Source organism: Salicola sp. AFF1, assembly GCF_056783195.1.
Genome location: NZ_JBXAYL010000001.1, coordinates 208,907 through 230,596, shown reverse-complemented (window position 1 = coordinate 230,596; position 21,690 = coordinate 208,907). Strand labels below are relative to the sequence as shown.

The window sequence follows — 21,690 nt, the reverse complement described above, 5'->3', positions numbered from 1 at the left end:
CCTGATGACAGAAACAGGCCCGTTCCCCGCATACGCGGGGATCAACCGGGAGGGCTGCGGCATGAGGCAGGCAACCAGAGCCGTTCCCCGCATACGCGGGGATCAACCGCTGAAAAGACAACCATACCCCGCAAGCGAGCCCCGTTCCCCGCATACGCGGGGATCAACCGGCGGAAGCCTCCCCGGAGCGGGGGGGATCTCCCCCGTTCCCCGCATACGCGGGGATCAACCGGCTTGTCGATCCCGATGTATGCCCACAGCGCACCGTTCCCCGCATACGCGGGGATCAACCGTCTTGTCGGGAATGTAGTCGAAGTCCACGTCTCCGTTCCCCGCATACGCGGGGATCAACCGGATTCGTGAAACTCCACCTGCTTGCGGGTAAGCCGTTCCCCGCATACGCGGGGATCAACCGCCGTCCATCATGTAGCCTCCTCGACGCCCGGTCCGTTCCCCGCATACGCGGGGATCAACCGTCACCCCGATTTTCGACCTTACCCCTTGACCTCCGTTCCCCGCATACGCGGGGATCAACCGCTGGTTCTCGACGCATAAAGGCTGGGCTACACCGTTCCCCGCATACGCGGGGATCAACCGTCAGTGAGGCGTCACTGGCGGCCAATATCGAGCCCGTTCCCCGCATACGCGGGGATCAACCGGCGCCCGAAGGTGCCGTCCGGGGCGTAAGCGACCGTTCCCCGCATACGCGGGGATCAACCGACACAGAAGATCGCGACAGAGAGCGATTTAACCCGTTCCCCGCATACGCGGGGATCAACCGCTACGCCGCTCGATATGCCCCAATCCGTCTGTCCGTTCCCCGCATACGCGGGGATCAACCGGGTGTTTGATGATAGACAATATCGCCTTACAACCGTTCCCCGCATACGCGGGGATCAACCGTCAAACACAAGCGGATTCAACGGCGTTTCCTACCGTTCCCCGCATACGCGGGGATCAACCGCCTTCGGATACCGCCATAATTCACCTATTACCCCGTTCCCCGCATACGCGGGGATCAACCGCCAGAACGAGCAATGGGCTGACCAGTTCTGTCCCGTTCCCCGCATACGCGGGGATCAACCGGATCAGCTGCGCCGCATGACGGAACTTAACGCCCGTTCCCCGCATACGCGGGGATCAACCGTCCAGCTCGTTGATGACCTGTTGCATAGGCGGCCGTTCCCCGCATACGCGGGGATCAACCGCCGGCGACATGAACGCCTTTGGCGCGGATGACCCGTTCCCCGCATACGCGGGGATCAACCGGCGGCCTGAGTCCACCAGTCACTCACCCGGGCCCGTTCCCCGCATACGCGGGGATCAACCGTACCCGAGCACCTCCAGAACAACGAGGGCCTGCCGTTCCCCGCATACGCGGGGATCAACCGACCCGTGGCTCGAACCGCACCGTCGAGCTGATCCGTTCCCCGCATACGCGGGGATCAACCGTCTACGACTTCCGTTTCAGTATTCGTCATTCCCCGTTCCCCGCATACGCGGGGATCAACCGCCGAAGAGCAAGCGCGCTCAGAGCACGAGGAACCGTTCCCCGCATACGCGGGGATCAACCGTCAGCGCCCTAGCCCTGGTAGCAGTTAGCGCGCCGTTCCCCGCATACGCGGGGATCAACCGCGCGGAGGTCTGCGGCATGAAATACCTCATCACCGTTCCCCGCATACGCGGGGATCAACCGTCCGGGTCTTCGGCTCTCAGAATCGGCACACCCCGTTCCCCGCATACGCGGGGATCAACCGGCACCTGGTATCTGATCCGCGACAGCGGGGGCCCGTTCCCCGCATACGCGGGGATCAACCGCCGGTACCGGCCAGCTGGTCGGTCATGGTCTGCCGTTCCCCGCATACGCGGGGATCAACCGTCGGGTTCGTGACCACGGATGACGGCTGGATTCCGTTCCCCGCATACGCGGGGATCAACCGATCGTTCGCGACCCGCTGGAGCGCCGGCCCTACCGTTCCCCGCATACGCGGGGATCAACCGCCTGCGGACCTCAAGCGGCGTCAGCGCCTGGACCGTTCCCCGCATACGCGGGGATCAACCGCGCGCGAGGTGAGCAGTGCACGGTCCGAGTGCCCGTTCCCCGCATACGCGGGGGATCAACCGATCACCTTCAGGTACAGGTCCGCGAACCGCTGCCGTTCCCCGCATACGCGGGGATCAACCGGGCGTGACCCGCTATATCCGGCCGACCAGTGGCCGTTCCCCGCATACGCGGGGATCAACCGCGTCAGTATCCGGATCGCACATTCCGTCGCTACCGTTCCCCGCACCCGCGGGGATGAGCCGGGTACCGGAACATTTATGGCTTGTACTGGTAGTGGGAGTTGGCTGGGCCATGCTGCTGGCCTGCCTGGATGGCGCCACCGGCTGACCCGAACCGCTCTCCCCGTGCGCTCCCCGACGGCAGTAGACCCATCCAAACGACACAACGGCACGGTTGCTGTCAGTTGGCTAAACTTTCTTTGTACCGATGCCACTAGTGGCTGGTGCAAAACTGACCACTTTCTGTAAGGTAGACAGGGCATGCCAATCAGCGTTTTCGATCTCTTCAAGATCGGCATTGGACCATCCAGCTCCCATACCGTCGGCCCCATGTGGGCCGCTTTGCGCTTCATCGGCGAACTGGACAAAAACAGCCTGTTGAACGAAGTAGCCCGCCTTGAGGTGCACCTCTTCGGCTCCCTCTCCGCCACAGGGGTTGGGCACGGTACCGACCACGCCGTGATCATGGGGCTGATGGGGAAAAGACCAGACGACATTGACGCAGATATTATTGCGCCCTCTATTAATGCCCTGAAAGCCTCTGAGGTATTACACCTGAACAGCCAATACAGCGTGCCCTTTCAGTGGCACCGGGACATGCAGCTGTTCGAGGAAAGCCTGCCCCATCACCCCAACGCCATGCGACTGATTGCCCATGGGCAAAACGGTGAGAGGCACCGCAACACCTATTTCTCGGTCGGGGGTGGGTTTGTCATGGATCAGGCCCAGGCAGAGCAGGGCCTGCTGGATAGCGATACCACTAAGCTCCCCTATGACTTTGACACCGCTGCCGACCTGTTGACGATATGCCAAGCAAGCGGCTTGCGGATTAGCGAGTTGATGCTCGAGAATGAGCGCGCCTGGCGCAGCGAAGCCGAGATACGCAAAGGGCTTTGCGATATCTGGGAGGCGATGAAAGCCTGCGTGAATAAAGGACTTGAGACTGAAGGCTTGTTGCCGGGCGGGCTGAATGTTCGTCGCCGTGCCCGCGTCCTTCATCAAAGGCTGCTGGCCGTTGAGGACAATCCTTCAGTGATTACCACAACGATGTCGGCCATGGACTGGGTCAACCTTTATGCGCTGGCGATCAATGAAGAAAACGCGGCAGGTGGCCGCATGGTGACGGCGCCCACAAACGGTGCCGCAGGCATCATCCCAGCGGTATTGCACTACTACATGCACTTTCGCGAAGGGGCTAGCGAACGAGACGTTGTCGACTTCCTGCTGGCGGCGGGTGCGGTCGGCGTTCTGTGCAAGAAAAACGCCTCCATTTCGGGTGCCGAAGTGGGCTGCCAGGGCGAGGTCGGCTCCGCGTGCGCCATGGCCGCCGCCGGCCTGGCGGAGCTGATGGGGGGCAGTGTCGCGCAAGTGGAAAACGCCGCTGAAATAGGCCTGGAGCATAACCTGGGGCTGACCTGTGACCCTATTGGCGGCTTAGTCCAGGTGCCTTGTATCGAGCGCAATGCCATCGCGTCAACAAAAGCGATCAACGCGGCACAGATGGCACTCCGGGGTGATGGTGAGCACTTTGTTTCGCTGGATAACGTGATCCGTACCATGCGCGATACCGGCGCTGACATGCAGGATAAATATAAAGAAACCTCGAAAGGTGGATTGGCGGTTCATACGATCGAGTGTTGAACATTCACCTCTGATTCGTCCTTGGGTTCCTTGAGATCATGAAATCAACATACCCCCAAACCAGTGACGGTCAGTTGCTTTGCGACCGTATCATTGAACTGCGCAAGAAACGCGGCCTGACACTGGATCAGCTCGCCGCGGGCTGTGGCGTCAGCCGCTCGATGCTCAGCCAGATTGAGCGCGGCAGCGCCAATCCAACACTGGCGGTGACCCTGCGCATCGCCCAGGCCTTCGGCCTGAGCATCGGTGACCTGGTCGACCAGCCCTGGACCGCCTCCAGCATTGAGGTGGTCCGCGCTGATGACGCCACCCATCTGTTCCGGGATGACCGCGAGTGCCGTATCCGCACCCTTTCCCCCCTGCACCTCGAGAAGAATGTCGAGTTCTACGAGCTGCGCATCGCACCGCGTGCCAGCCTGCGCAGCGCGGCCCATTTCGAGGGAACCCGGGAATTACTGACCATTACCCATGGTCACGCCCGGGTGATCGCCGGCGACAATGAGTGTCACCTGAACGCGGAGGACTCGTCGCACTACCACGCTGACCAGGAACACTGCATAGTCAACGAAAGCGACGAAGAACTACTGGCCTTCCTGGTCGTGACCTATGAATAAGCCCTCCCCTTCAGGCCAGCGCTACGCGCCAGACTGCTCGCCCCGGACATCGCTACCGGTCAGCCCGAGAAAGCCGCCTATCGGCGTGTGATCATGCGATCACACCCAGTTCGCGGCCAATGCGCGTAAATGCTTCAACAGCGGCGTCAATCTGTTCTGGCGAATGCGCTGCCGACATCTGGGTGCGGACACGTGCCTGCCCCTGTGGCACCACCGGATACGAAAAGCCGATGACGTAGATCCCCTCATTCAACAGGCGTTCCGCAAAAGTGGATGCCAGGCGGGCGTCGCCCAGCATCACAGGGATAATCGGATGATCCGCGCCGGCAAGGGTAAAGCCGGCCTGCGCCAGTCCTTCGCGAAAACGGGCGACGTTCTCCCACAGCTGCCGGCGCAGCGCATCGCCCTGTTCGATCCTGTCAAGCACCTCAAGGCTTGCCGCAACAATGGGCGGTGCCAGCGCGTTGGAAAAAAGGTACGGCCGCGAGCGTTGACGCAGCCATTCCACAATAGCGCCGCGTGCGGCGGTCACCCCACCAGAGGCTCCGCCCAGCGCCTTGCCAAGGGTGGTGGTGATGATATCCACTCGCTCCATCACGTCGTGATATTCAGGCGTGCCACGCCCGCTGTCGCCCATAAAGCCGGTGGCGTGACAGTCATCGATCATCACCATCGCGTCGTAACGCTCGGCCAGATCGCAAATGCCTGTGAGGTTGGCGACCACGCCGTCCATGGAGAACACGCCATCGGTGGCGATCAGCTTGAATCGCGCGCCAGCAGCGTCGGCCTCCTGCAGCCGAGCCTCAAGCTCGGCCATGTCGTTGTTGGCGTAGCGATAGCGGTTGGCCTTGCACAGACGAATGCCGTCGATAATCGAGGCGTGGTTGAGCGCGTCGGAAATCACCGCATCGTCAGGGCCGAGCAGCGTCTCGAAAAGACCGCCGTTGGCGTCAAAGCAGGACGAGTAAAGAATGGCATCGTCCATGCCCAGAAAGTCCGCCAGCCGTTTTTCCAGCCGGCGGTGTTCCACGTGGGTACCACAGATAAACCGGACCGAGGCCATGCCCAGGCCCTGCTCGTGCAGGCCACGCTCGGCGGCCTTGATCAGCGCCGGGTCATCGGCCAGACCAAGATAGTTATTGGCACAGAAGTTGACGACCTCCCCCTGGGCCACGCGGACGCTTGCCCGCTGGGGCGACATCAGCTCACGCTCATGCTTGTAAAGGCCTCCTTCATGGAGCTCATCAAGCTGGCTCGCCAGCTGTTGCTGAAATGCGCGGGTCATCATGCGTTTGCCCCCTCGGGTGCGACCTGTGTCGGGTATTCGGGCCGCTCTTTCAGCTCCTCGCCGTCGGGGCCATCATAGCGCCGCCCCCAGCCGGTAAGTGCTGCCAGCAACATGATCGCCACCAGCAGCCAACCCTGAAAGACAAACGGAAAGACTTGCGTGGGCGCCACATTGGGCAGCCAGTCATAGGTTTCCTGCATCACCTGAATGGTCGACCAGCCCAACAGCACCGGCGCGCCCCAGGGAAATATGTAGCCCAACGCCGAGGTCATGGCATCGAGCATGTTGGCCCGGCGGTAACGGTGGATGCCGTAGCGCTCACCCAGCTCACGAACAAAGGGCGCGGCGGCAATCTCCGCGGCGGTGTTGATGGTGATCGAGGTGTTCAACAGCCCAGCAATGCCCCAGATGGCAAGCTCCGCCCGGCGCATGGAGTTCTTGATCCAGCCCGTCAGCTTACGGGTCACAACCTCCATGGTGCCGCCGAGTTTGAGCAGGTAGGCCGCCGCAACGATCATCAGGATCAGAATCGCCATGTTGACGTAGCCTTTGACCCCCTGCACCAGCGCGCCGGTCATTACCGTGTCGGTTTCGGTGTCAAAACCGATAATATCCCCCAGAGCACCGGTGCCGGCCAGCAGAATCGCTGGTATTGATGCGATAATGCCCCAGGTCAGCGAGGTCACCAGGTGCTGACCGGACAGAGCCAGCACCAGTACCAGGGCAAAGGGCCCCAGCATCAACAGTCCCTCGGGCTGGGTAGAGCTCATCATCTTCTTAATGGCTTCAGACTCAGCAACGCTGACATCGCCACCGCCACCAAATACGGCGAACAGAATGACCGTGGGAATCGCGGCAGCAATGGCATACTTGAAGCGACTGCGCACTACGCCGGGCACGTCGGCTCCCTGAGTGGTCGCCGAGACAATGGTGGTATCCGAAACCGGCGCGAGATTGTCACCGAAAATCGCGCCGGAGAGAATGGCGGCAAACAACATGGTCGGGTCGCTGCTCAAGGCCACGCCGGCCGGGTACATCAGGGTACAAAAGGCCACTGTGGTGCCGTAGCCAGTGCCCACGGCGGTGGAAAAAATCGCCGCCAACAGAAACGTCATGGCCACAAACAGCCCGCCGGTCACACCGGATACACCGCCAATCCAGGCCAGCCCTTCGACCAGTCCACCAACCTGCAGTACCTGGGAAAACATGCCGGCAAAAAACCAAGCGACGATGGCCACGACACCCACGGGCTGAGTCATGCCTTCAAACAGCCCGTGAGCGTAATCGGACCAGCTGCTTGAGCAGCAGAAAAGCCCCAGAACAATACCAAACAGGGCCCCCATTACCAGGCCGATCTGGGACGACACCCCCAGAACACTGGTAGTAACCGCCCAGATAACAAAGAACACCAGCGGAACGGCGGCGCCAAAAGCGCCAAAACGAAACCTCAGGGAAGGCACGGGCGATGGCTCTGCCTGGTCGGGGGTTGCGGTTGTTTCTGACATGCGATCTCTCCTTGTCTATTGTGATTATAATGTCAGGTCGGAATCTTCAGAGGAGAATCTGGCCTCATTCCCAGTTGAGGATCACTTTACTGGCCTCCCCGGCCAACAAGGCCTGGAACCCCTGTTCAAAATCGCTATAAGGCAGCCGGTGCGTGATCACCGGTGATATGTCCATCCCCGATTCCTCCAGCACCGACATTTTATACCAGGTCTCATAGACCTCGCGCCCATACACACCTTTGATGGTCAGCATGTTGAAGATCACGGTATTCCAGTCGATGGCCAAATCCTCGGTGGGAATGCCGAGCATCGCTACCCTGCCGCCGTGACACATATTGGCAAGCATGTCCTGAAAGGCGGCAGGGCTGCCGGACATCTCCAGGCCGACGTCGAACCCTTCCAGCATCCCCAGCGAACGCTGAACCTCGGCCAGGCTTTCTTCCTGAGCGTTGACGGTACGGGTTGCCCCCAGGGTCTTGGCCAGCGATAACCGTTGCGGGTTGAGATCGGTAATCACCACATGCCGGGCACCGGCGTGACGGCACACGGCGGCGGCCATGGCGCCGATGGGCCCCGCCCCTGTGATCAGCACGTCCTCGCCGAGGACGTCGAACTGCAGAGCCGTGTGCACGGCATTGCCCAGAGGATCGAATAACGCCGCTACATCCAGGTCGATACCGGGGCGATGCTCCCAGACATTGGACATCGGCAGAGCCAGGTACTCGGCGAAGGCGCCGGGGCGATTGACCCCGACACCCCGGGTATGGGCGCACAGGTGGCGTCGCCCGGCCATGCAGTTGCGACAGCGGCCGCAGACCACGTGCCCCTCCCCAGAGACGATCTGGCCAGGGCGGAAGTCGTTAACATTGGAACCCACCTCGACGATCTCGCCGACAAACTCGTGGCCGACCACCATGGGTACCGGGATGGTATTCTCCGCCCATTTGTCCCATTTGTAGATGTGCAGGTCGGTCCCACAGATCGCCGTGCGCTTCACCTTGATCAAAACATCGTTGATGCCGACTTCGGGCATAGGCACGTCTTCCAGCCATAGCCCCGGGGCCGCCTCTCGCTTAACCAACGCTTTCATGTGCGTCTCCTTACCGCGGTGACTGATTCCCTTCTCTGGCAATCGCTCACGAGGGAGCTACCATAAAGGAATATTTTCCAGCATAGTGGATTGGATCCATTATGCAAGATAATATTCCTATTTCTCTGAATGCTCCAATCGCCTTGCCAGGCCACCCATTGATCAAACCATGACCCATTTTGACGACTCATCACCCAGCACCCACTCTCTGGGGCCAGCTTAAGTCCGGGCGTTCGCAACTGTTTTGATTCTGAGAGAGGCCGGACCCTCAGGCAGGGTCCGAAGCAACGGATAGGCATGACCGCGAAGCGGCTTAAAAGGACTGATGGGGCCTGCCTGGCTCACGCCACCGGCTGATCCAGATCACCTACCCCGGTGGTGCCAGATCCACCGGGAAGCGTACCGACCGTTCCGGCACGTCCATGGCTCCGAAATCGAACAGGGTGACCCGATCAGCGATCTTACGGGCAACACCCTCGTCTCCCAGCGTGGAGTCGGCCACGGTCACATCCACCACGGAGCCATCCGGGGCGATGACAAGCGCCAGCACCACCTCCCCTTCAAGCAATGGGTTCTGGCGGCGGGCGCGGTTGTAGATGGAGAACAGCGCGGAGCGGTTGCGCTGAAAGGTCTTCCGGATATTCGCCATGGGTCGCTCGCTCGGCTCTGTGTCAGCGGGCCTGCTCTCAGCCTCGCCACTGGCCCCGGCGCTGGCAACATCCCGCGTTTCACGCCGCTGCATGCCACCGTCTTCAACGCCACCACCAGTCGGCTCGTCCGGACCGCCCGACCCTGCCATGATGCGCTGTTTATCAGGCCCGGACGGTACCTCTCCAGTCTCCCCTTCAGAACCTGGCACTGATTCCTTGATCTCCGTCTCGGGTTCCGGGGCCAGTTCACGCAGCTGCGCAAGCTCATCCTTCATTCCAACCAAACCGGACTCCTCGGCCACTTCACGAGCCTGCTCAACGGTTTCCTCCGGCTCCGCCGGCGTCGGCGCGGGGTCCGGCTCGCTGGTTTCCGGCTCGGGTTCGGGTTCGGGTTCGGGTTCCGGCTCCGGTTCGGGTTCCGGCTCGGGTTCTTCCGGCTCTTCGAGCATGCGCGCCACCTGGGGCTCAGGCTCTTCCGGCTGCTGCGGCGACCGCTCTGGCAGATCCAGTCCCGGAATCACAAGAGCCAGCGGCACGAAGAACACCAGAAGAACCGCCAGGATCACCCCCAGCAGGCGGTCCTCGCGCCGGGTACTGCGCCACGGTAATGCTGGAGAGCGATTCAAGGCGTACCTCCCTGGCTTTCCGGTGCGCTCTCCACGGCCAGGTGGAGCCGGGTGTAGCCCGCGTTCACCGCGCTGCGCATCACCGGGCGCAAGCGCGCGTAATCCAGGCTGCGGTCCGCCACGATCATGGCGCCCGCGTTCTCACCCGCCTCCGGACGCGCGGCAAGGTGTGCCTCAAGATCAGCAATGGCACCACTGCCTGCCTCATCGGTCACACCATCCAGGCGCGCGACCTCCTGACCTCCCACCAGGATGCTCTCGCCAGCCACCACCACCCGGAGAATGCTCTCGGGCACCTGCTCAGCTTCGGAACGTGGCAACTGGATATCACTATCCTCCTTGAGCACCTTCACGTCCGAGGAATTCACCATCAGAAAGAAAACGAGGATGGTGAAGATGTCCATCAGCGCGGTAAGGTTCAACCCGCCGGGCCGGTTCATGCGCCGGTAATGGCGCTGGATACGGCGGGCGCGTCGCGATTCCTTCATGAATCCGCCTCCTTACGGGCAGGCGCTGGCGCATCCCCCAGGGCGATCTCCGGGAAAAGCTCGGCGGTTACCACCTCCGCCGCCACAACCTCGGGGTAGCCGCGGACGGTGTCCATGGTCGTCACCAGCGTCTGGTAGTCGGTCTCGGGGCCAGCGAGCAGCCGGATATCGCGGGTATCGGGAAAGCGCTCCTTGACCCCCTTGAGCAGCTCGCGCAGGGCCTCAAAGTCCGGGCTTCCGTTGTCCCTGGGCTCGAAACGCCGGAGCACGCCGCCGTTTCGATCACCCACCTCCAGGTGGCCGTCACGAACCACCACGTAAAGCCCCAGCTCTTCGTCCTTTTTCTCCATTTCACCCAGGCGCTGCCCGGCCTCCGGGAAGCTCAGTTCCAGAATGCGCGTCTGGGTGAAAACCATGCTCAACAGCAACACGGGCACCAGAACAATCATCAGGTTCAGGAAAGGCGTGATGTTCAGGTCCGCTTCCGCCGTTGTCTGCCGGCGATGTCGGCGTCGTCTCATGGGCCTGCCTCAGCCTTCACTGCGTGCGTTACTGCCCGCCTGGGTTTCCGAGATCAGGTTCAGGAGCTTGACCCCGGCCATCTCCAGACTGTCGATCATTTCATTGGTACGGGTCTGGAGGTACGCGTGCGCCAGCAGCAGTGGAATGGCGGACATCAGGCCAAAAGCGGTGGTGTTCATGGCCACGGAAATGCTGTCCGACAGCATGCTGGCCTTGTTGGCCGGGTCCGCGTCCGCTACGGCGGTAAACGCCGAGATCAGCCCCATAATGGTCCCCAGAAGCCCCAGCAGAGTGGCCACATTCGCCAGTGTTGCCAGGTAGGGGGTACGCTTCTCGAAACGTGGCAGCACTTCCATCAAGCCTTCCTCCATGGCGTACTCCACGTCCGAGCGGGACTGGCTGTTACGGAACCGGGCCAGGCCGGCGGCCACCATTTCGCCCACCTCGACACCGGACTCCCGGGCGGCCTTCGAGGCCTTCTGGAATTCCCCTTTCTGCAGCAGGGGCCAGATGCCAGTCTCGAAGACCGTCCGGTTGCGCCGCCGTGCCACCTGCAGGTAGATCATCCGCTCCAGCACAATGGCCAGGCCGATGACCAGAATCAGGCCGATGGGAATCATGAACAGCCCGCCGTCCTGGAAGAAGCGTACAACAACTTCCATCAATGGGTGCTCCGTCACGTTGGATGTCGGTGTCTGCATGATCAGCGTGTCTCTCCGGTTGGGGCAGCTTCCGGCAGCGCTTGCAAAAGCGCGCCGGGCTCGCTGCGGTATCTGAGGTAGCGGCGGTAATTCACGTCATCAACGGGATGCAGGAAGTCGCCGAAACGGCCCTGCTGCGTCGATGGTTCTTCCATGGGCGCATCCCCCGGCAACCGCCAGGCCTTGAGATGCATCACCCCCGGGCGCTCCTCCACGCCCTGGATCCGGATGCCCTCCGTCTCTTCCTGCGCCGCGACCGGCAGCGCCAGAAGCAGCATTGCCAGGGCTGTAATGCCTTTCCCTGTCATTGCACCCTCCGTTCCAGGTCCTGGATCCACATGGCCACTTCCTTGTCCGTGTCGTCACGCAGCGACTGATAGCGGCGGTAATGCTGCAGTGCCTGCTCCAGATCCAGCAGGTAGAGTTCAGACAGCACCGCCAGATTGTAGTGCAGGCGCGCCTCACCTGGATTGGCGTCCAGTGCCTGGCGCAGTAGCCCCGCGGCCGCTTCAATACGCCCCTGCTGACGATAGAGCAGTGCCAGGTCATTGGCAGCCGCTGCGTTCTGCGGAGGCCGCTGCAACAACGCCTCCAGAGCCCGGATGGCCCTGCGGGGCCGCTCCTGGTGGCGCGCCACCCTACTCCTCACCATGAGCACGTCCGGATGAAACCGATGCTCGGTCTCCACCGTTGCCAGTCGCTGAGCGGCCGCCTCCGGCTTCCCGTTGGCAAGCGCATCGCGGGCCTGCTCCAGACGTTCCCGGTCCGCCTCATCCAGAGGTGGCGTCACCAGCTCCACCCTCTCAGGCATACTGCCCTGCCCGGGTGCCGTTTCCAGGCCCGCGCAGCCGGACACAAGCACCAGGGCGGTGACCAGAACCCCTTCAACGTGCCGCTTCATGGTGTGCCTCCGTCCACTCCAGGTCCCGCTTGTAGCGGGCCGGAAACAGGGCCGCCAGGCTTTCAAGGCTGCGGTTGACCCATCCTGTCCAGTGGCCTTCCGGAATCCGCTTCTGGTTGCGCTGGTGGAGCTCGATGGCCTTCTCCTCAAACGGGTAGGCCTCCTCCTCCAGCAGCATTTCATACTGGTTCGCCTGCAGGTCCGTCAGCCCCTCAGGGCGCTCGGAATCCAGAACATCCTGGGCGAGCTGACGGTAGAGTTCAGCCATCCGGTAGGTGCTTTCAGTGGCTGTCTTCGCAATGCCATACCCCTCTGCCCTGCGGAACCAGTCAAGGGCTTCCTTCAGGGCCTCGCGTTTGCGGGCAAGCGACTGCTCCAGCGGCGCGCTGAGCTCAACGCGCTTGAATCCCTGGGCAGCGCGCCGCCCCAGCCAGAGGGCGCTCTCGCTCGCAAGCAGCGCGCTGCGCGAGGTCTCACCAGTGCCCGGTTCCGCATCCACAATGGCTCTGTGGGTGTCGGCCAGCGCCTGCTCGCGGCCCAGTGCCTCCTGCATCACCGCCAGTTCATGCCGACGCTCCTGCTGGAAGGTATGCCCACCCAGGTGCTGGGCCCCTTCCGCCAGGTAGCGCTGGTACAGCTCCACCGCATCCGACAGGCGCCCAGCCCTGCGATAATAGCGGGCGGCTCTCAACTGATGGCGCCAGCGTTCCTCGCCCTCCAGGTCCCGTGGCATTGTCGCGAGCATGGTATCCGCCGCTGCGCCGGGGCGGCCCGCCTGACGGTGCGCGTGGACGATCCGTTCAGCCGCCCTGGGCGCCAGCTCGTGGTCCGGGAAGCGTTTGCGGAAGCTTTCAAGAAGCTGGATGGCCTGATCCCAGTTTTCCATGGCCAGCACCAGCCCGGCTTCATCAAAGCGCGCACTGGCCGCCACATCCGTCCCGGGGGCGGCCTCATAGGCCTGCCTGAAACGTTCACGGGCATCCTGGGGCTGATCCTGGTCCGCCATTTGTTCCGCGTACTGGTAGAGGGCCAGAGCGTGACGTTGGCGGTACTCGGCCTCGCGTTCATCCCCAGCCGGTATCAGTTGCCGCACTTCGGCCCAGGCGCTGGCCGCCTCTTTGTAGGATTCCGCCTGCATGCGTATATGGCCCAGCAGGACCCATGCTGCCCTGTGCTGATCGGGCGTGGCATCGGCCCTCACCAGCGCCCGCGCGACCCGGCGGGCCTGCGCGTGCTGCCCGGCTTCGTAGAGGCGGTTGGCCAGCACCTGCCTAACACCATTGAGGCGTGGATGCCATGGGAAGGCTTCCACGAAACGGCGGGCATCCCCGATCAGCTGGTCGCGGGTCTCATTGTTGCTTTTATCCTGCCATTGGTCCCGCCGGACCTGGACGAGGGCATAGGCGGCCTCGCCCGCGCCCGGGAAAGGGGCTTCCGAGTAGGCGGCACGCTGGTACAGATCGGCAGCGCTGGCCGTCCGGCCACCACGCTGGGCCGCATCCCCCGCAAGCAGGATCATATAGCCAGCCCCCGTCCCCATGACGCCGGCCTCCATCCGGTAACGCCCAGCGCGGTCGGCATACTGGCGCAGCCGCCGTGACGCCTCCCGGTAGTGATGACGGGATTGCGCTCCCTCAAGGGCCTGACCGCGAGCGTAATGCCACACACCCAGCTCCCTCAGATAGCCGACGACCCGCCGGCGCACTCCGGTGTCCAGGCGCGCCATGGCATCCGGCATGGCATGGGCTTCCAGCGCCGCTCTCATGGCCTCGCGCATCCGCTTGGTATTGCCGGCCAGTCGCCAGCTTTCCACTGCCTCCATCAGCATGGCCGGTGCCGCGGCATGCTCCGGGTAGCGCTCCCGGAAGGTCTGGGCCGTGGCCACACTGCCGCGATGATTGCCCTGCTCTCTCTGGAATTGCAGCAGGTGACGAAAGAGGGTGGCCACATAAGGGCGCTCCCCGTGCGTATCCAGAATACGGGCCAGTGTTTCCGGTCCGCGCTCATAGGTGGCGATGAGACTGAGAACCCGCTGGGCATCCGCCACCTGCGAGGCATCCTTGCCCGAAACGGCCTCGAAACCAGCCCCCTGCTCGTGATACTGGTCCAGAAACCGCAGGAACAGCCCAGCCGCCGTCATCCCCCGCTCACTCAGAAAACGACTCCAGCCCAGCATGTAGAGGCTGTCATTACGGAAGTCGTCATCCGACCCGTGGTCTCGCGCTTTGAGGAAGGCTTGAGCCGCCTGGGTGTAGCGGCCTTCGCTGAAGCGGTACTCGCCGGTTCGAAACGCCGCCTCGGCCATGAACCGCGAATCACGATGGTCCTCCAGAATCCGCTCCAGGTAGCCCACGGAGCGCTGCTGCAGACCGGCAAGGTCGCTCGCACGCGCTGCCTCGTACAGCAGTTCCGCCTCACGTTCGTCCTCCGCGCCGGCCAGCAGGGTTTCAAAATCAGCCAGTGCGGCCCTGTGCATTTGCCTTGAGTCTTTTTCCGACAGCCCCAGTGCCCCGCCGAAACGGGCCTGGAGCTTCTGGATGCGGTTCAGCATGCGTACCCGTACCAGCGGGTCATCCGTTCGACGGAAAACCGATGCGTGACGACGGACCGCCTCTTCCAGTGACGCATCCGGGGTCGGGTTGTCGCCAATGTTCAGAACGATGGGGCTGAGTTCTCCCAGAGTCGTGGCGCCTTCCTGCAGGAGCACCCTGGCGCTGGCCCCGCCAGCCCCCGTCACCAGCCACAGTGTCATGCACACAGTCAGGACGCTGACGGCTCGTTTCATTCCCAGCCCCCCCGTTGTACGGGTCGTTCCGTCTGACGCAACGCCACCTCTTCATAGACCAGCGCCTGCTGCCTGAGATTGCGGTCCCTGAACCCCGAAAGCCGTTCCCTCTCCGCCTCGAGGAACGCCAGCAGTCCGGCGTCCAGCTTGGCCCGGGCCGCCGTTAGATCACCGCCATGGGCCACATACTCCAATACCCAGGCAATCAATGGTGAGCGGGCGTGATCGCGGCTTCCCTTCAGGAACTCGACCAGCACCTGGTCCCCTTCGAGCTGGGAGCGGATCAAGCGGGCAACCCCCTTCTCCCGGACCTGACCCATGAGCTTGTTCAGTTTTTTGAGGCTGCGCTCCAGAAAGGCATGGTTGCGCTCTGCGGTTATCAGCGCCTCGCCATGATGGCCGAACTCACTGTAGCCCCAGACACGCGCCAGCCGGGCCTCAACCACGCCCGGCCAGGCCACAGGGAACCCCTCCGCGCGTTCCCATGTCTGCAGCGCGCGGTGCAGCCGGCCGCTGCGGGCACGGGCCATACCGAGCAGGTAAAGTCCCTCGCTGACCAGGGTGCTGTCCGTACGCACCCGCTTGAGGGTCCGTTCCGCGCGCTCGGGATTCCCCCCTCGCAACGCCATAAGCCCCTCGGCGATATGCGCCCTGCTGACCAGGTCCGCCCCCTTCAGCGAGCCGTCCCCGCTGGCCAGGGACCGCACGACGCGCAGCGCCGCCCGGGCACGGCTGAGGGACTCCCGTTCCAGGTACGCCATGGCCAGGTTGTAATAGCCCATGCCCCCCCACAACGGGTCATCGATCCGGTTGAGCTGATTGCCAGCCTCACTGAAGTGCCCGTATTGCCGAGCCGTCTCGGCAAGAAGGAAGAACAGTTCGTCGCGCCGGCCTTTCGCGACACCATTGGAAGACAGGCTCTCGGAAAGAATGGCCTCGGCACGCCCCGGGCGATCCGCCGCCAGGACCTCGCGCGCCCGATCCAGGGGCGACGCCAGCACCGACGGGACGCACAGGGCAAAGACAAGCAAAGAAACCTTGATCAACCGGACCGCCATAACCTCCAAGACTCCGGACTACCGGGATAGGCAAGGAGCAGTCTATCAAGCGCGACCACGGCGGGATGTGGGACAGGTCACCCACTGGCGATCCGGAGTGTTATCGCTGTCGCAATTCCAATGATCGGTATCACCGCTCAAAGGACCTGGGCGGTGCTCTCTCCTTCCCCCTTCCCGGTTTCGGTGGATGCTTCAAGCTGCTGGCGGCGTTTCTGCTCCCGTTCAACGTAGTCATGCCACTGTTTGGCCATCTTTTGGGTGGCCTCAAAGCGCCGACCCTGCTTGAACGCCCGCAGGCTTTCGCTGAAACGGTCCTGGTGATAGAGGGCAAGCCCCCGCACCACATGGGCTCGGCCCAGGCGGTCGAAGCCACCCCGTTCGATTGCGGTGGCGGCGTACGCTCCGGCCTGCTCCCATTGGCCAAGATCCGCCGCAACCTGGGCCATGCGCAGATGCAATCGACCGTCGTTGGTTTTCCCGGCGGCTTGCTCGAACGCGTTGATGGCCTCATCGTATTCCTTGGCCATCAGGAAGTGATCCCCCATGCGCTCAAGGTTGTCGCTGTTGGCCTCAATGTTGCCACTGTCGATGCCTTGGCGCATGACCTGAGCCGCCTTGAAGGGACTATCCTGGGAGGCCAGCAGCTGGGCCAGGCCCACCAGTTCGGATTCTTTATCCAGATACCCTTTCTCATAGGCCGCCTCGCGCACAGCCAGCTGTTCCCTGGGTTTGTCGAGCTCGCCATAAACGGAAGACAGTTGCATCAGGTAGCTTTTCTGCGGGTATTCGCGCACCAGAACCTCCAGCACTCTGGCCAGGCCCTGATAATCCTCCTTCTGATAGAGAATGCCGCGCTTGAGCAGGTACCAGTTCTCGGCCACGTCGCCCTTGCCTTCCCTGCGGGTGCCTATGGCGCGATCAATAGCCGCAAGGGCCTCATCCCAGTTCTCCTGCCGGTACTGCAGCTGGGCCTTCAGCGCATAGGCCTCGGCGCCCGGGTCATCCTGCAATGCAAACCACTCCTCCAACGCCTCCATGGCAGCGCTATAACGCTCCCGCACCATTTCAACCTTGGCGAGGCTGTACCAGGTGTCCTGCTCCAGGCTCAGGGGAATATCCGATTGCTTCAGCAGCTCGCGGTAGGCATTGGCAATGGCACCGTGGTCATCCTTCTGATGGTGCAGGAAGGCCGCCAGGTTCCAGCGCATGGCCCGCTCGTAACTATTGAGGCTGGCCGGGTCCATCCGCTCCCAGACCTCGAACGCCTTATCGAGCTTGTCGTTGTCCGCGAGCTGGCGAATACGGCTGAATCGTTTGTGAACGTTCTGTCGCATAGCCGGGGTCCGACGGACATTGTCGTCCTTTTGAGCGTGCGCCTGGCTGAACAGCGCCGCCGCCATTCCGGCCGGAACCGGCAAAGGCTCCGCCAGCAGGAATGTCGCCGCAAGCAGCGGCATCCCGAATGTAGCAATGCTGCCCCGTTTCATGACCTCACCTCCCCTTATCCATCTCGAAGCGGATGATATTGCGTACTCCCGACACCTCCACGGGCTCGCCGTTAACGGTCTTGGGCCGGTATTTGAACTTCAGCGCCGCCTTCTTGGCTGCCTCGTTGAAAACGCCCTTGGGATCCGCTTCAACCACCCGCGGGCTTTCCACATTGCCGTTCTCCGTGACAGTGAATTCCACGACCGCATACCCCTCAATACCCCGCCGCAGGGCACGCTGGGGGTAATTGGGCTCGACCTTGACGATCGGCAGATACTCGCTGTTGCCCCCGCCGGATATGCCTGCCCCAATGTCCAGATTGCTGTCCATGGCAACATCCCCGATATTGAGTCCTCCGGAACCGGTATCAGCCGTCTGTTGCGTCTGCTGCGGCGTCTCCGGCTCTGGGGGCTCCTGCTGTGGTTCAGGAGGCTCCGGTTTCTCTCGCTCCTTTTTCTTGACCTGGCTCTTCTCCGGAACGCGCACAAAATCCACGGTGTAACGCTCCCCTTCCTCGCCCAGCGCCGTCGTCCCGGAGGCAATCAGCTGTTGCATGAGAAAGAAGACCGTAAAGGTTACAGCAGCCCCGACAGCCAGCGCTGCCAGAAACCGCCCCAGAATGCCGACTCCGCTCATTACGGCTCCTGCGCTGCAATGGACACGTTATTCACACCCGCCTCACGCGCGGAATCCATAACCGACACCAGATGCCGCGTGGCGGCCTCCTTATCGGCCTGGATCACCACGGACCCCTGGGGATTCTGGGCATGCAGGCGCTCGATATTGGCCCGGACAGAGCCTGGCTCAACCTTGCGTTGGTCGATCCAGATGTCGCCATCCGGTCCGATCGCCACAAGGATGCTGGCCTGATCCTGCTGATTCGCGGTATTGGCATCCGGCCGGTTCACTTCCAGCCCGGACTCTTTCACGAAGGAAGCGGTGACGATGAAGAAGATCAGCATGATGAAGACCACGTCCAGCATGGGCGTGACGTCGATGCTCTCCTCTTCTTCGGCTTCCTGGTTGGCGAATGATTGGAAACGTCTGCGCATGATTCGCTACTCAGTGGTCAAAGGTCAGTTGGTCTTCGAGCCGCGTGGCCTTCAGCCGCGCATTGCGCTGAAGCACGGTGATGGCGAAGACACCTGTCAGGGCACCCACCATTCCGGCCATGGTCGGGATGGTGGCCTTGGAAATGCCGGAGGCCATGGCCCGGGCGCTGCCGGTGCCCATTACCGCCATCACGTCGAACACCTCGATCATGCCGGTAACGGTGCCCAGCAGCCCCAAAAGCGGGCAGATGGTCACCAGTGCCTTGATCAGCCCCAGCGAGCGCTGGAGCTCCTGGTGGACGCTGGTGACCATGTCCTGGCGCACCTGGTGGGCGTACCAGGACTGGCGCTCGGAGCGCGCTTCCCACTGGTTCCGCACCCGGTCGGCCAGACGCCGGAACGTCAGTGCAAAGAACAGCCCGCGCTCGATGATCAGCAGCCACATCACAAAGATGACCACCATGATGAAGCCGAGCACGGTGCCCCCGCGCTCCAGGAACTGGAGCACCTGGTTGTAGGCTTCAATGAGCTGTACCGGTACCATCCTCGGCCTCCTCAGGCATTCGCCTCGGCGGTTGCAGCGCCCTCGTCATCACGCCGTGCGACGATGCCGATGGAGCGCTCTTCCAGAAGCTGGCTGAGACGCTTGCTCCGGCCCTGAACAACGGTGTGCAGCAGCACCGTGGGTATGGCCACCGCCAGGCCCATGACCGTTGTTACCAGCGCCTGCGAAATGCCGCCGGCCATCAGCTTGGGATCACCGGTGCCGAACAGCGTGATCGCCTGGAAGGTGTTGATCATGCCGGTGACGGTGCCGAGCAGTCCCAGCAGCGGTGCGACCACCGCAATAATCTTGAGCACCGCCAGGAAGCGGGTCAGCTTGGGCGATTCCTGGGCAATGCTTTCGCTCAGCTTGAGCTCCAGGGTCTCGGAATCCTTGTGCTTGTTCTGCTGGTAGACCTGCATCACCCGGCCCAGCGGATTGTTGGGGTCGGGCTCGTCACTGCGCGCCTGGCGGTTGACCTTCATGGTGATGATGCCGAGCGAGACGAGCCGTTCCAGCGTCAGCAGCAGTGCGAACGCGCCCAATGCCAGGATGATGTAACCGATCATGCCGCCCTGGTTGATGCGCTCACGCAGATCCGGGGTCTGAAGCAACAGCGAGAGCAGTGAGCCGCCGGAAGGATCCAGCCAGAAGTCCTCGCGCTCGCCGGCCTCTGCGTTAACGAACTGCTGGGCGGCCGAGACATAGCGGTCGCCCGGTTGGCTGGGAAGCTCCACCAGATTGCCGGTATCGCTTTCCCAGTTCAGGTACCGACCATCGCTGTCCAGAATGTTGAAGGTGCCAACGCGGATCACCTCGCGCTTGCCCTTCTTGCCGCTGTCATCGACCACCTCGGCGCGGTAGCGTTCGATTTCACCGGAAGCGACCATCTCTTCCTGCATGCGGTACCAGAATTCCTCGAGCTCCCGTATGGTGGGTAGTTTGGAGGAGGACCCCGCCTTCTTGATCAGCGCCTGCAGGAAGTCACCGCGCCCGGGGTACTGGGAGCTGGTGGGCGAGGCTTTCATGGTGGAACGCACATCGCTGCCCACCTGCTGGAGCACGCCAAACAGCTCCTTCAGGTCGCCGGAGCGCTCATCAAGCCGCTTCTGGAGCTCCGCGATCCGGGTTTCATTCTCGTCAAAGCGATTTTCCATCGCCTCAACCTGATCCTGAAGCTCGCCCAGGCGCTGCCGGCGTTGCTGCAGCCGCTGGTCCTGTTCCTCGCGCTCTTGTATAAAGCTTTCCAGGCGCTCGCGCTGCTCACTGGCATCCCGGGCCTTGCCCTGGCGCACCAGCTCCAGCAGCTCGCCGAGACTGGCCTTGCGGTCGGAACCGGCATCCTGCGCCAGAGCCGGGGCGGTCAGGCACAGACACAGCATCAACATCAGAATACGCTTCATTCCTCGGCCTCCTGTGGCGCGCTCAACGGCAGTCGGATCAGATCGGGGGCAGCCTGTTCACGGGCGATGCGCAGCCCTTCCTGAACCTGGCTGTTGTAGGTGGCGGGCAGGCTCTGCCACTGCTCCTGTTCGGTATCCCAGACGCCACTGCTGCTGCCATCGAGTGTCTGGTAGAGCAACGCGATGCGCCCGATCCGCAGGAAGTCCACCTGGCGCTCCTCACCATTGCGCTCGAGCGTGCCGCGATAGGCTTCGATGGTGCGCCCGTACTCGATCTCCTCCTGATAGGTTTCAAGGAGATTGCGGAACTTCTCGGCGGTACTCACGTCCGAGCGGTCCATCGTTTCAGCGATGGCCGCGACCTCACCCTCACGCTTGTCCTTGAGAAACGGCATATCCAGGGCAACGAACTGCTCCAGGGCATCCACCATCTTCAGCATGAGCGGGGTGATGCGGCGTTCGGTCTCGGTGACCTCATCAATGGACTGCTCCAGGTCGGCCATTTCCTGTTCCTGGCTCTCAACCTGGCGCTCCAGTTGGGCCAGATAGATCTCCAGGCCCTCAATCTCGCGGTTAACGCCACGGTAGGCTTCCACCTTCTCGCGGATCTCGCTGTCCAGCTCGTTAATGCGCTGCTGCATCTCACGGTTCTGCACCAACCGGTCCTTACCGGTCTCAACAATCTGCTCCAGCGGTTCATCCTGCGCCTGCGCGGCGCTGCCCAGCGCCATTCCCAGGACGGAGGCCGCGAGCAACGAGCGGACAGGCCGCCAGGGCCAGCGAACACTTGCGTGGGTCATCGGAACTCCTGGTTCATCGGTTTAGTTCAGGCGGGATGGTGGCAGGGGAATGTTGCGGAAACGTTACAGAACGATGTAACCGGGATGACAAGCCAGGCGCTGCGCTGGTGTAAGCGCTGTCATTTTTTCGTCATCTTTCCGACTTAGTCTGCGCCTACGGTTCACCGGCCATGACAGCCGGGATTCGGCAATGGCCGGCCACCCACTGCGATTCTCAAATTCACTGAAAGGGATCAACATCCATGCACAGA

Annotated in this window: 19 protein-coding genes and 1 CRISPR repeat array (1 of these 20 running past the window's edge); of the genes, 2 read left to right on the top strand and 17 right to left on the bottom strand. The window is 62.5% G+C overall.

Going from position 1 to position 21,690, the window contains the following annotated elements:
• Positions 1-2,062: a CRISPR direct-repeat array (repeat unit 29 nt; unit sequence CCGTTCCCCGCATACGCGGGGATCAACCG); it reaches 1,567 nt to the left of the window's first position.
• Positions 2,063-2,544: 482 nt separating this feature from the next.
• Together AC1RQI_RS01080 and AC1RQI_RS01075 are read left to right on the top strand one after the other, a co-directional pair.
• Positions 2,545-3,924 carry an L-serine ammonia-lyase gene (locus tag AC1RQI_RS01080; protein ID WP_481903309.1) on the top strand — a complete coding sequence of 460 codons (1,380 nt, stop codon included), beginning with the start codon at positions 2,545-2,547 and terminating at the stop codon, positions 3,922-3,924.
• Between the two features lie 38 nt (positions 3,925-3,962).
• Positions 3,963-4,538, top strand: a complete 576-nt coding sequence (locus tag AC1RQI_RS01075) for a helix-turn-helix domain-containing protein (protein ID WP_416633718.1) — start codon at positions 3,963-3,965, stop codon at positions 4,536-4,538.
• Positions 4,539-4,629: 91 nt separating this feature from the next.
• Here AC1RQI_RS01075 and AC1RQI_RS01070 read toward each other — a convergent pair whose 3' ends face one another.
• The 17 genes from AC1RQI_RS01070 to AC1RQI_RS00990 all read right to left on the bottom strand — a co-directional run bounded on the left by AC1RQI_RS01070 (position 4,630) and on the right by AC1RQI_RS00990 (position 21,439).
• Complete coding sequence (locus tag AC1RQI_RS01070; protein ID WP_481903363.1) at positions 4,630-5,823, bottom strand: glycine C-acetyltransferase; 1,194 nt, start codon at positions 5,821-5,823, stop codon at positions 4,630-4,632.
• On the bottom strand, positions 5,823-7,331 hold the full coding sequence (locus AC1RQI_RS01065) for a Na+/H+ antiporter NhaC family protein (protein WP_481903308.1): 1,509 nt from the start codon (positions 7,329-7,331) through the stop codon (positions 5,823-5,825). The genes AC1RQI_RS01070 and AC1RQI_RS01065 overlap by 1 nt, the downstream gene beginning before the upstream one ends.
• A 64-nt stretch (positions 7,332-7,395) precedes the next feature.
• Positions 7,396-8,421, bottom strand: coding sequence for an L-threonine 3-dehydrogenase (gene tdh / locus AC1RQI_RS01060; RefSeq protein ID WP_481903307.1), 1,026 nt, complete (start codon positions 8,419-8,421; stop codon positions 7,396-7,398).
• Between the two features lie 367 nt (positions 8,422-8,788).
• On the bottom strand, positions 8,789-9,697 hold the full coding sequence (locus AC1RQI_RS01055) for an AgmX/PglI C-terminal domain-containing protein (protein ID WP_481903306.1): 909 nt from the start codon (positions 9,695-9,697) through the stop codon (positions 8,789-8,791).
• Positions 9,694-10,185: an ExbD/TolR family protein gene (locus AC1RQI_RS01050; RefSeq protein WP_416633714.1), complete on the bottom strand. Its 492-nt coding sequence runs from the start codon at positions 10,183-10,185 to the stop codon at positions 9,694-9,696. Before AC1RQI_RS01050 ends, AC1RQI_RS01055 begins: the two co-directional genes overlap by 4 nt.
• The gene (locus AC1RQI_RS01045; RefSeq protein WP_481903305.1) at positions 10,182-10,706 is read right to left on the bottom strand and encodes an ExbD/TolR family protein; all 525 of its coding nucleotides are present in this window, start codon (positions 10,704-10,706) and stop codon (positions 10,182-10,184) included. The genes AC1RQI_RS01050 and AC1RQI_RS01045 overlap by 4 nt, the downstream gene beginning before the upstream one ends.
• A 9-nt stretch (positions 10,707-10,715) precedes the next feature.
• On the bottom strand, positions 10,716-11,408 hold the full coding sequence (locus AC1RQI_RS01040; RefSeq protein WP_416633712.1) for a MotA/TolQ/ExbB proton channel family protein: 693 nt from the start codon (positions 11,406-11,408) through the stop codon (positions 10,716-10,718).
• A 2-nt stretch (positions 11,409-11,410) separates the two neighbouring features.
• Positions 11,411-11,716, bottom strand: coding sequence for a hypothetical protein (locus AC1RQI_RS01035; RefSeq protein WP_481903304.1), 306 nt, complete (start codon positions 11,714-11,716; stop codon positions 11,411-11,413).
• Positions 11,713-12,309 (bottom strand): tetratricopeptide repeat protein, encoded by a 597-nt coding sequence (locus AC1RQI_RS01030; protein ID WP_481903303.1) that lies wholly within the window; start codon positions 12,307-12,309, stop codon positions 11,713-11,715. Before AC1RQI_RS01030 ends, AC1RQI_RS01035 begins: the two co-directional genes overlap by 4 nt.
• Entirely contained in the window at positions 12,293-15,094 is a 2,802-nt protein-coding gene (locus AC1RQI_RS01025; protein WP_481903302.1) for a tetratricopeptide repeat protein, read from the bottom strand. The genes AC1RQI_RS01030 and AC1RQI_RS01025 overlap by 17 nt, the downstream gene beginning before the upstream one ends.
• A complete protein-coding gene (locus AC1RQI_RS01020) occupies positions 15,091-16,152 on the bottom strand; it encodes a tetratricopeptide repeat protein (RefSeq protein ID WP_481903301.1) in 1,062 nt (353 codons plus the stop codon). The genes AC1RQI_RS01025 and AC1RQI_RS01020 overlap by 4 nt, the downstream gene beginning before the upstream one ends.
• Before the next feature lie 137 nt (positions 16,153-16,289).
• A complete protein-coding gene (locus AC1RQI_RS01015; RefSeq protein ID WP_481903300.1) occupies positions 16,290-17,639 on the bottom strand; it encodes a tetratricopeptide repeat protein in 1,350 nt (449 codons plus the stop codon).
• A 4-nt stretch (positions 17,640-17,643) separates the two neighbouring features.
• Positions 17,644-18,276, bottom strand: coding sequence for an energy transducer TonB (locus AC1RQI_RS01010; protein ID WP_481903299.1), 633 nt, complete (start codon positions 18,274-18,276; stop codon positions 17,644-17,646).
• Positions 18,276-18,692 (bottom strand): ExbD/TolR family protein, encoded by a 417-nt coding sequence (locus tag AC1RQI_RS01005; protein WP_416633705.1) that lies wholly within the window; start codon positions 18,690-18,692, stop codon positions 18,276-18,278. The genes AC1RQI_RS01010 and AC1RQI_RS01005 overlap by 1 nt, the downstream gene beginning before the upstream one ends.
• Before the next feature lie 10 nt (positions 18,693-18,702).
• Complete coding sequence (locus AC1RQI_RS01000; protein WP_416633704.1) at positions 18,703-19,236, bottom strand: MotA/TolQ/ExbB proton channel family protein; 534 nt, start codon at positions 19,234-19,236, stop codon at positions 18,703-18,705.
• An 11-nt stretch (positions 19,237-19,247) separates the two neighbouring features.
• The gene (locus AC1RQI_RS00995; protein WP_481903297.1) at positions 19,248-20,639 is read right to left on the bottom strand and encodes a MotA/TolQ/ExbB proton channel family protein; all 1,392 of its coding nucleotides are present in this window, start codon (positions 20,637-20,639) and stop codon (positions 19,248-19,250) included.
• The gene (locus tag AC1RQI_RS00990) at positions 20,636-21,439 is read right to left on the bottom strand and encodes a DUF3450 domain-containing protein (protein WP_416633702.1); all 804 of its coding nucleotides are present in this window, start codon (positions 21,437-21,439) and stop codon (positions 20,636-20,638) included. The genes AC1RQI_RS00995 and AC1RQI_RS00990 overlap by 4 nt, the downstream gene beginning before the upstream one ends.
• Positions 21,440-21,690 lie beyond the last annotated feature (251 nt).

Bases quoted from the DNA above. Each gene is read 5' to 3' on its own strand.
- AC1RQI_RS01080 (WP_481903309.1), top strand. From the start codon at position 2,545: ATGCCAATCAGCGTTTTCGATCTCTTCAAGATCGGCATTGGACCATCC.
- AC1RQI_RS01075 (WP_416633718.1), top strand. From the start codon at position 3,963: ATGAAATCAACATACCCCCAAACCAGTGACGGTCAGTTGCTTTGCGAC.
- AC1RQI_RS01070 (WP_481903363.1), bottom strand. From the start codon at position 5,823: ATGACCCGCGCATTTCAGCAACAGCTGGCGAGCCAGCTTGATGAGCTC.
- AC1RQI_RS01065 (WP_481903308.1), bottom strand. From the start codon at position 7,331: ATGTCAGAAACAACCGCAACCCCCGACCAGGCAGAGCCATCGCCCGTG.
- tdh (WP_481903307.1), bottom strand. From the start codon at position 8,421: ATGAAAGCGTTGGTTAAGCGAGAGGCGGCCCCGGGGCTATGGCTGGAA.
- AC1RQI_RS01050 (WP_416633714.1), bottom strand. From the start codon at position 10,185: ATGAAGGAATCGCGACGCGCCCGCCGTATCCAGCGCCATTACCGGCGC.
- AC1RQI_RS01045 (WP_481903305.1), bottom strand. From the start codon at position 10,706: ATGAGACGACGCCGACATCGCCGGCAGACAACGGCGGAAGCGGACCTG.
- AC1RQI_RS01040 (WP_416633712.1), bottom strand. From the start codon at position 11,408: ATGCAGACACCGACATCCAACGTGACGGAGCACCCATTGATGGAAGTT.
- AC1RQI_RS01035 (WP_481903304.1), bottom strand. From the start codon at position 11,716: ATGACAGGGAAAGGCATTACAGCCCTGGCAATGCTGCTTCTGGCGCTG.
- AC1RQI_RS01030 (WP_481903303.1), bottom strand. From the start codon at position 12,309: ATGAAGCGGCACGTTGAAGGGGTTCTGGTCACCGCCCTGGTGCTTGTG.
- AC1RQI_RS01025 (WP_481903302.1), bottom strand. From the start codon at position 15,094: ATGAAACGAGCCGTCAGCGTCCTGACTGTGTGCATGACACTGTGGCTG.
- AC1RQI_RS01020 (WP_481903301.1), bottom strand. From the start codon at position 16,152: ATGGCGGTCCGGTTGATCAAGGTTTCTTTGCTTGTCTTTGCCCTGTGC.
- AC1RQI_RS01015 (WP_481903300.1), bottom strand. From the start codon at position 17,639: ATGAAACGGGGCAGCATTGCTACATTCGGGATGCCGCTGCTTGCGGCG.
- AC1RQI_RS01010 (WP_481903299.1), bottom strand. From the start codon at position 18,276: ATGAGCGGAGTCGGCATTCTGGGGCGGTTTCTGGCAGCGCTGGCTGTC.
- AC1RQI_RS01005 (WP_416633705.1), bottom strand. From the start codon at position 18,692: ATGCGCAGACGTTTCCAATCATTCGCCAACCAGGAAGCCGAAGAAGAG.
- AC1RQI_RS01000 (WP_416633704.1), bottom strand. From the start codon at position 19,236: ATGGTACCGGTACAGCTCATTGAAGCCTACAACCAGGTGCTCCAGTTC.
- AC1RQI_RS00995 (WP_481903297.1), bottom strand. From the start codon at position 20,639: ATGAAGCGTATTCTGATGTTGATGCTGTGTCTGTGCCTGACCGCCCCG.
- AC1RQI_RS00990 (WP_416633702.1), bottom strand. From the start codon at position 21,439: ATGACCCACGCAAGTGTTCGCTGGCCCTGGCGGCCTGTCCGCTCGTTG.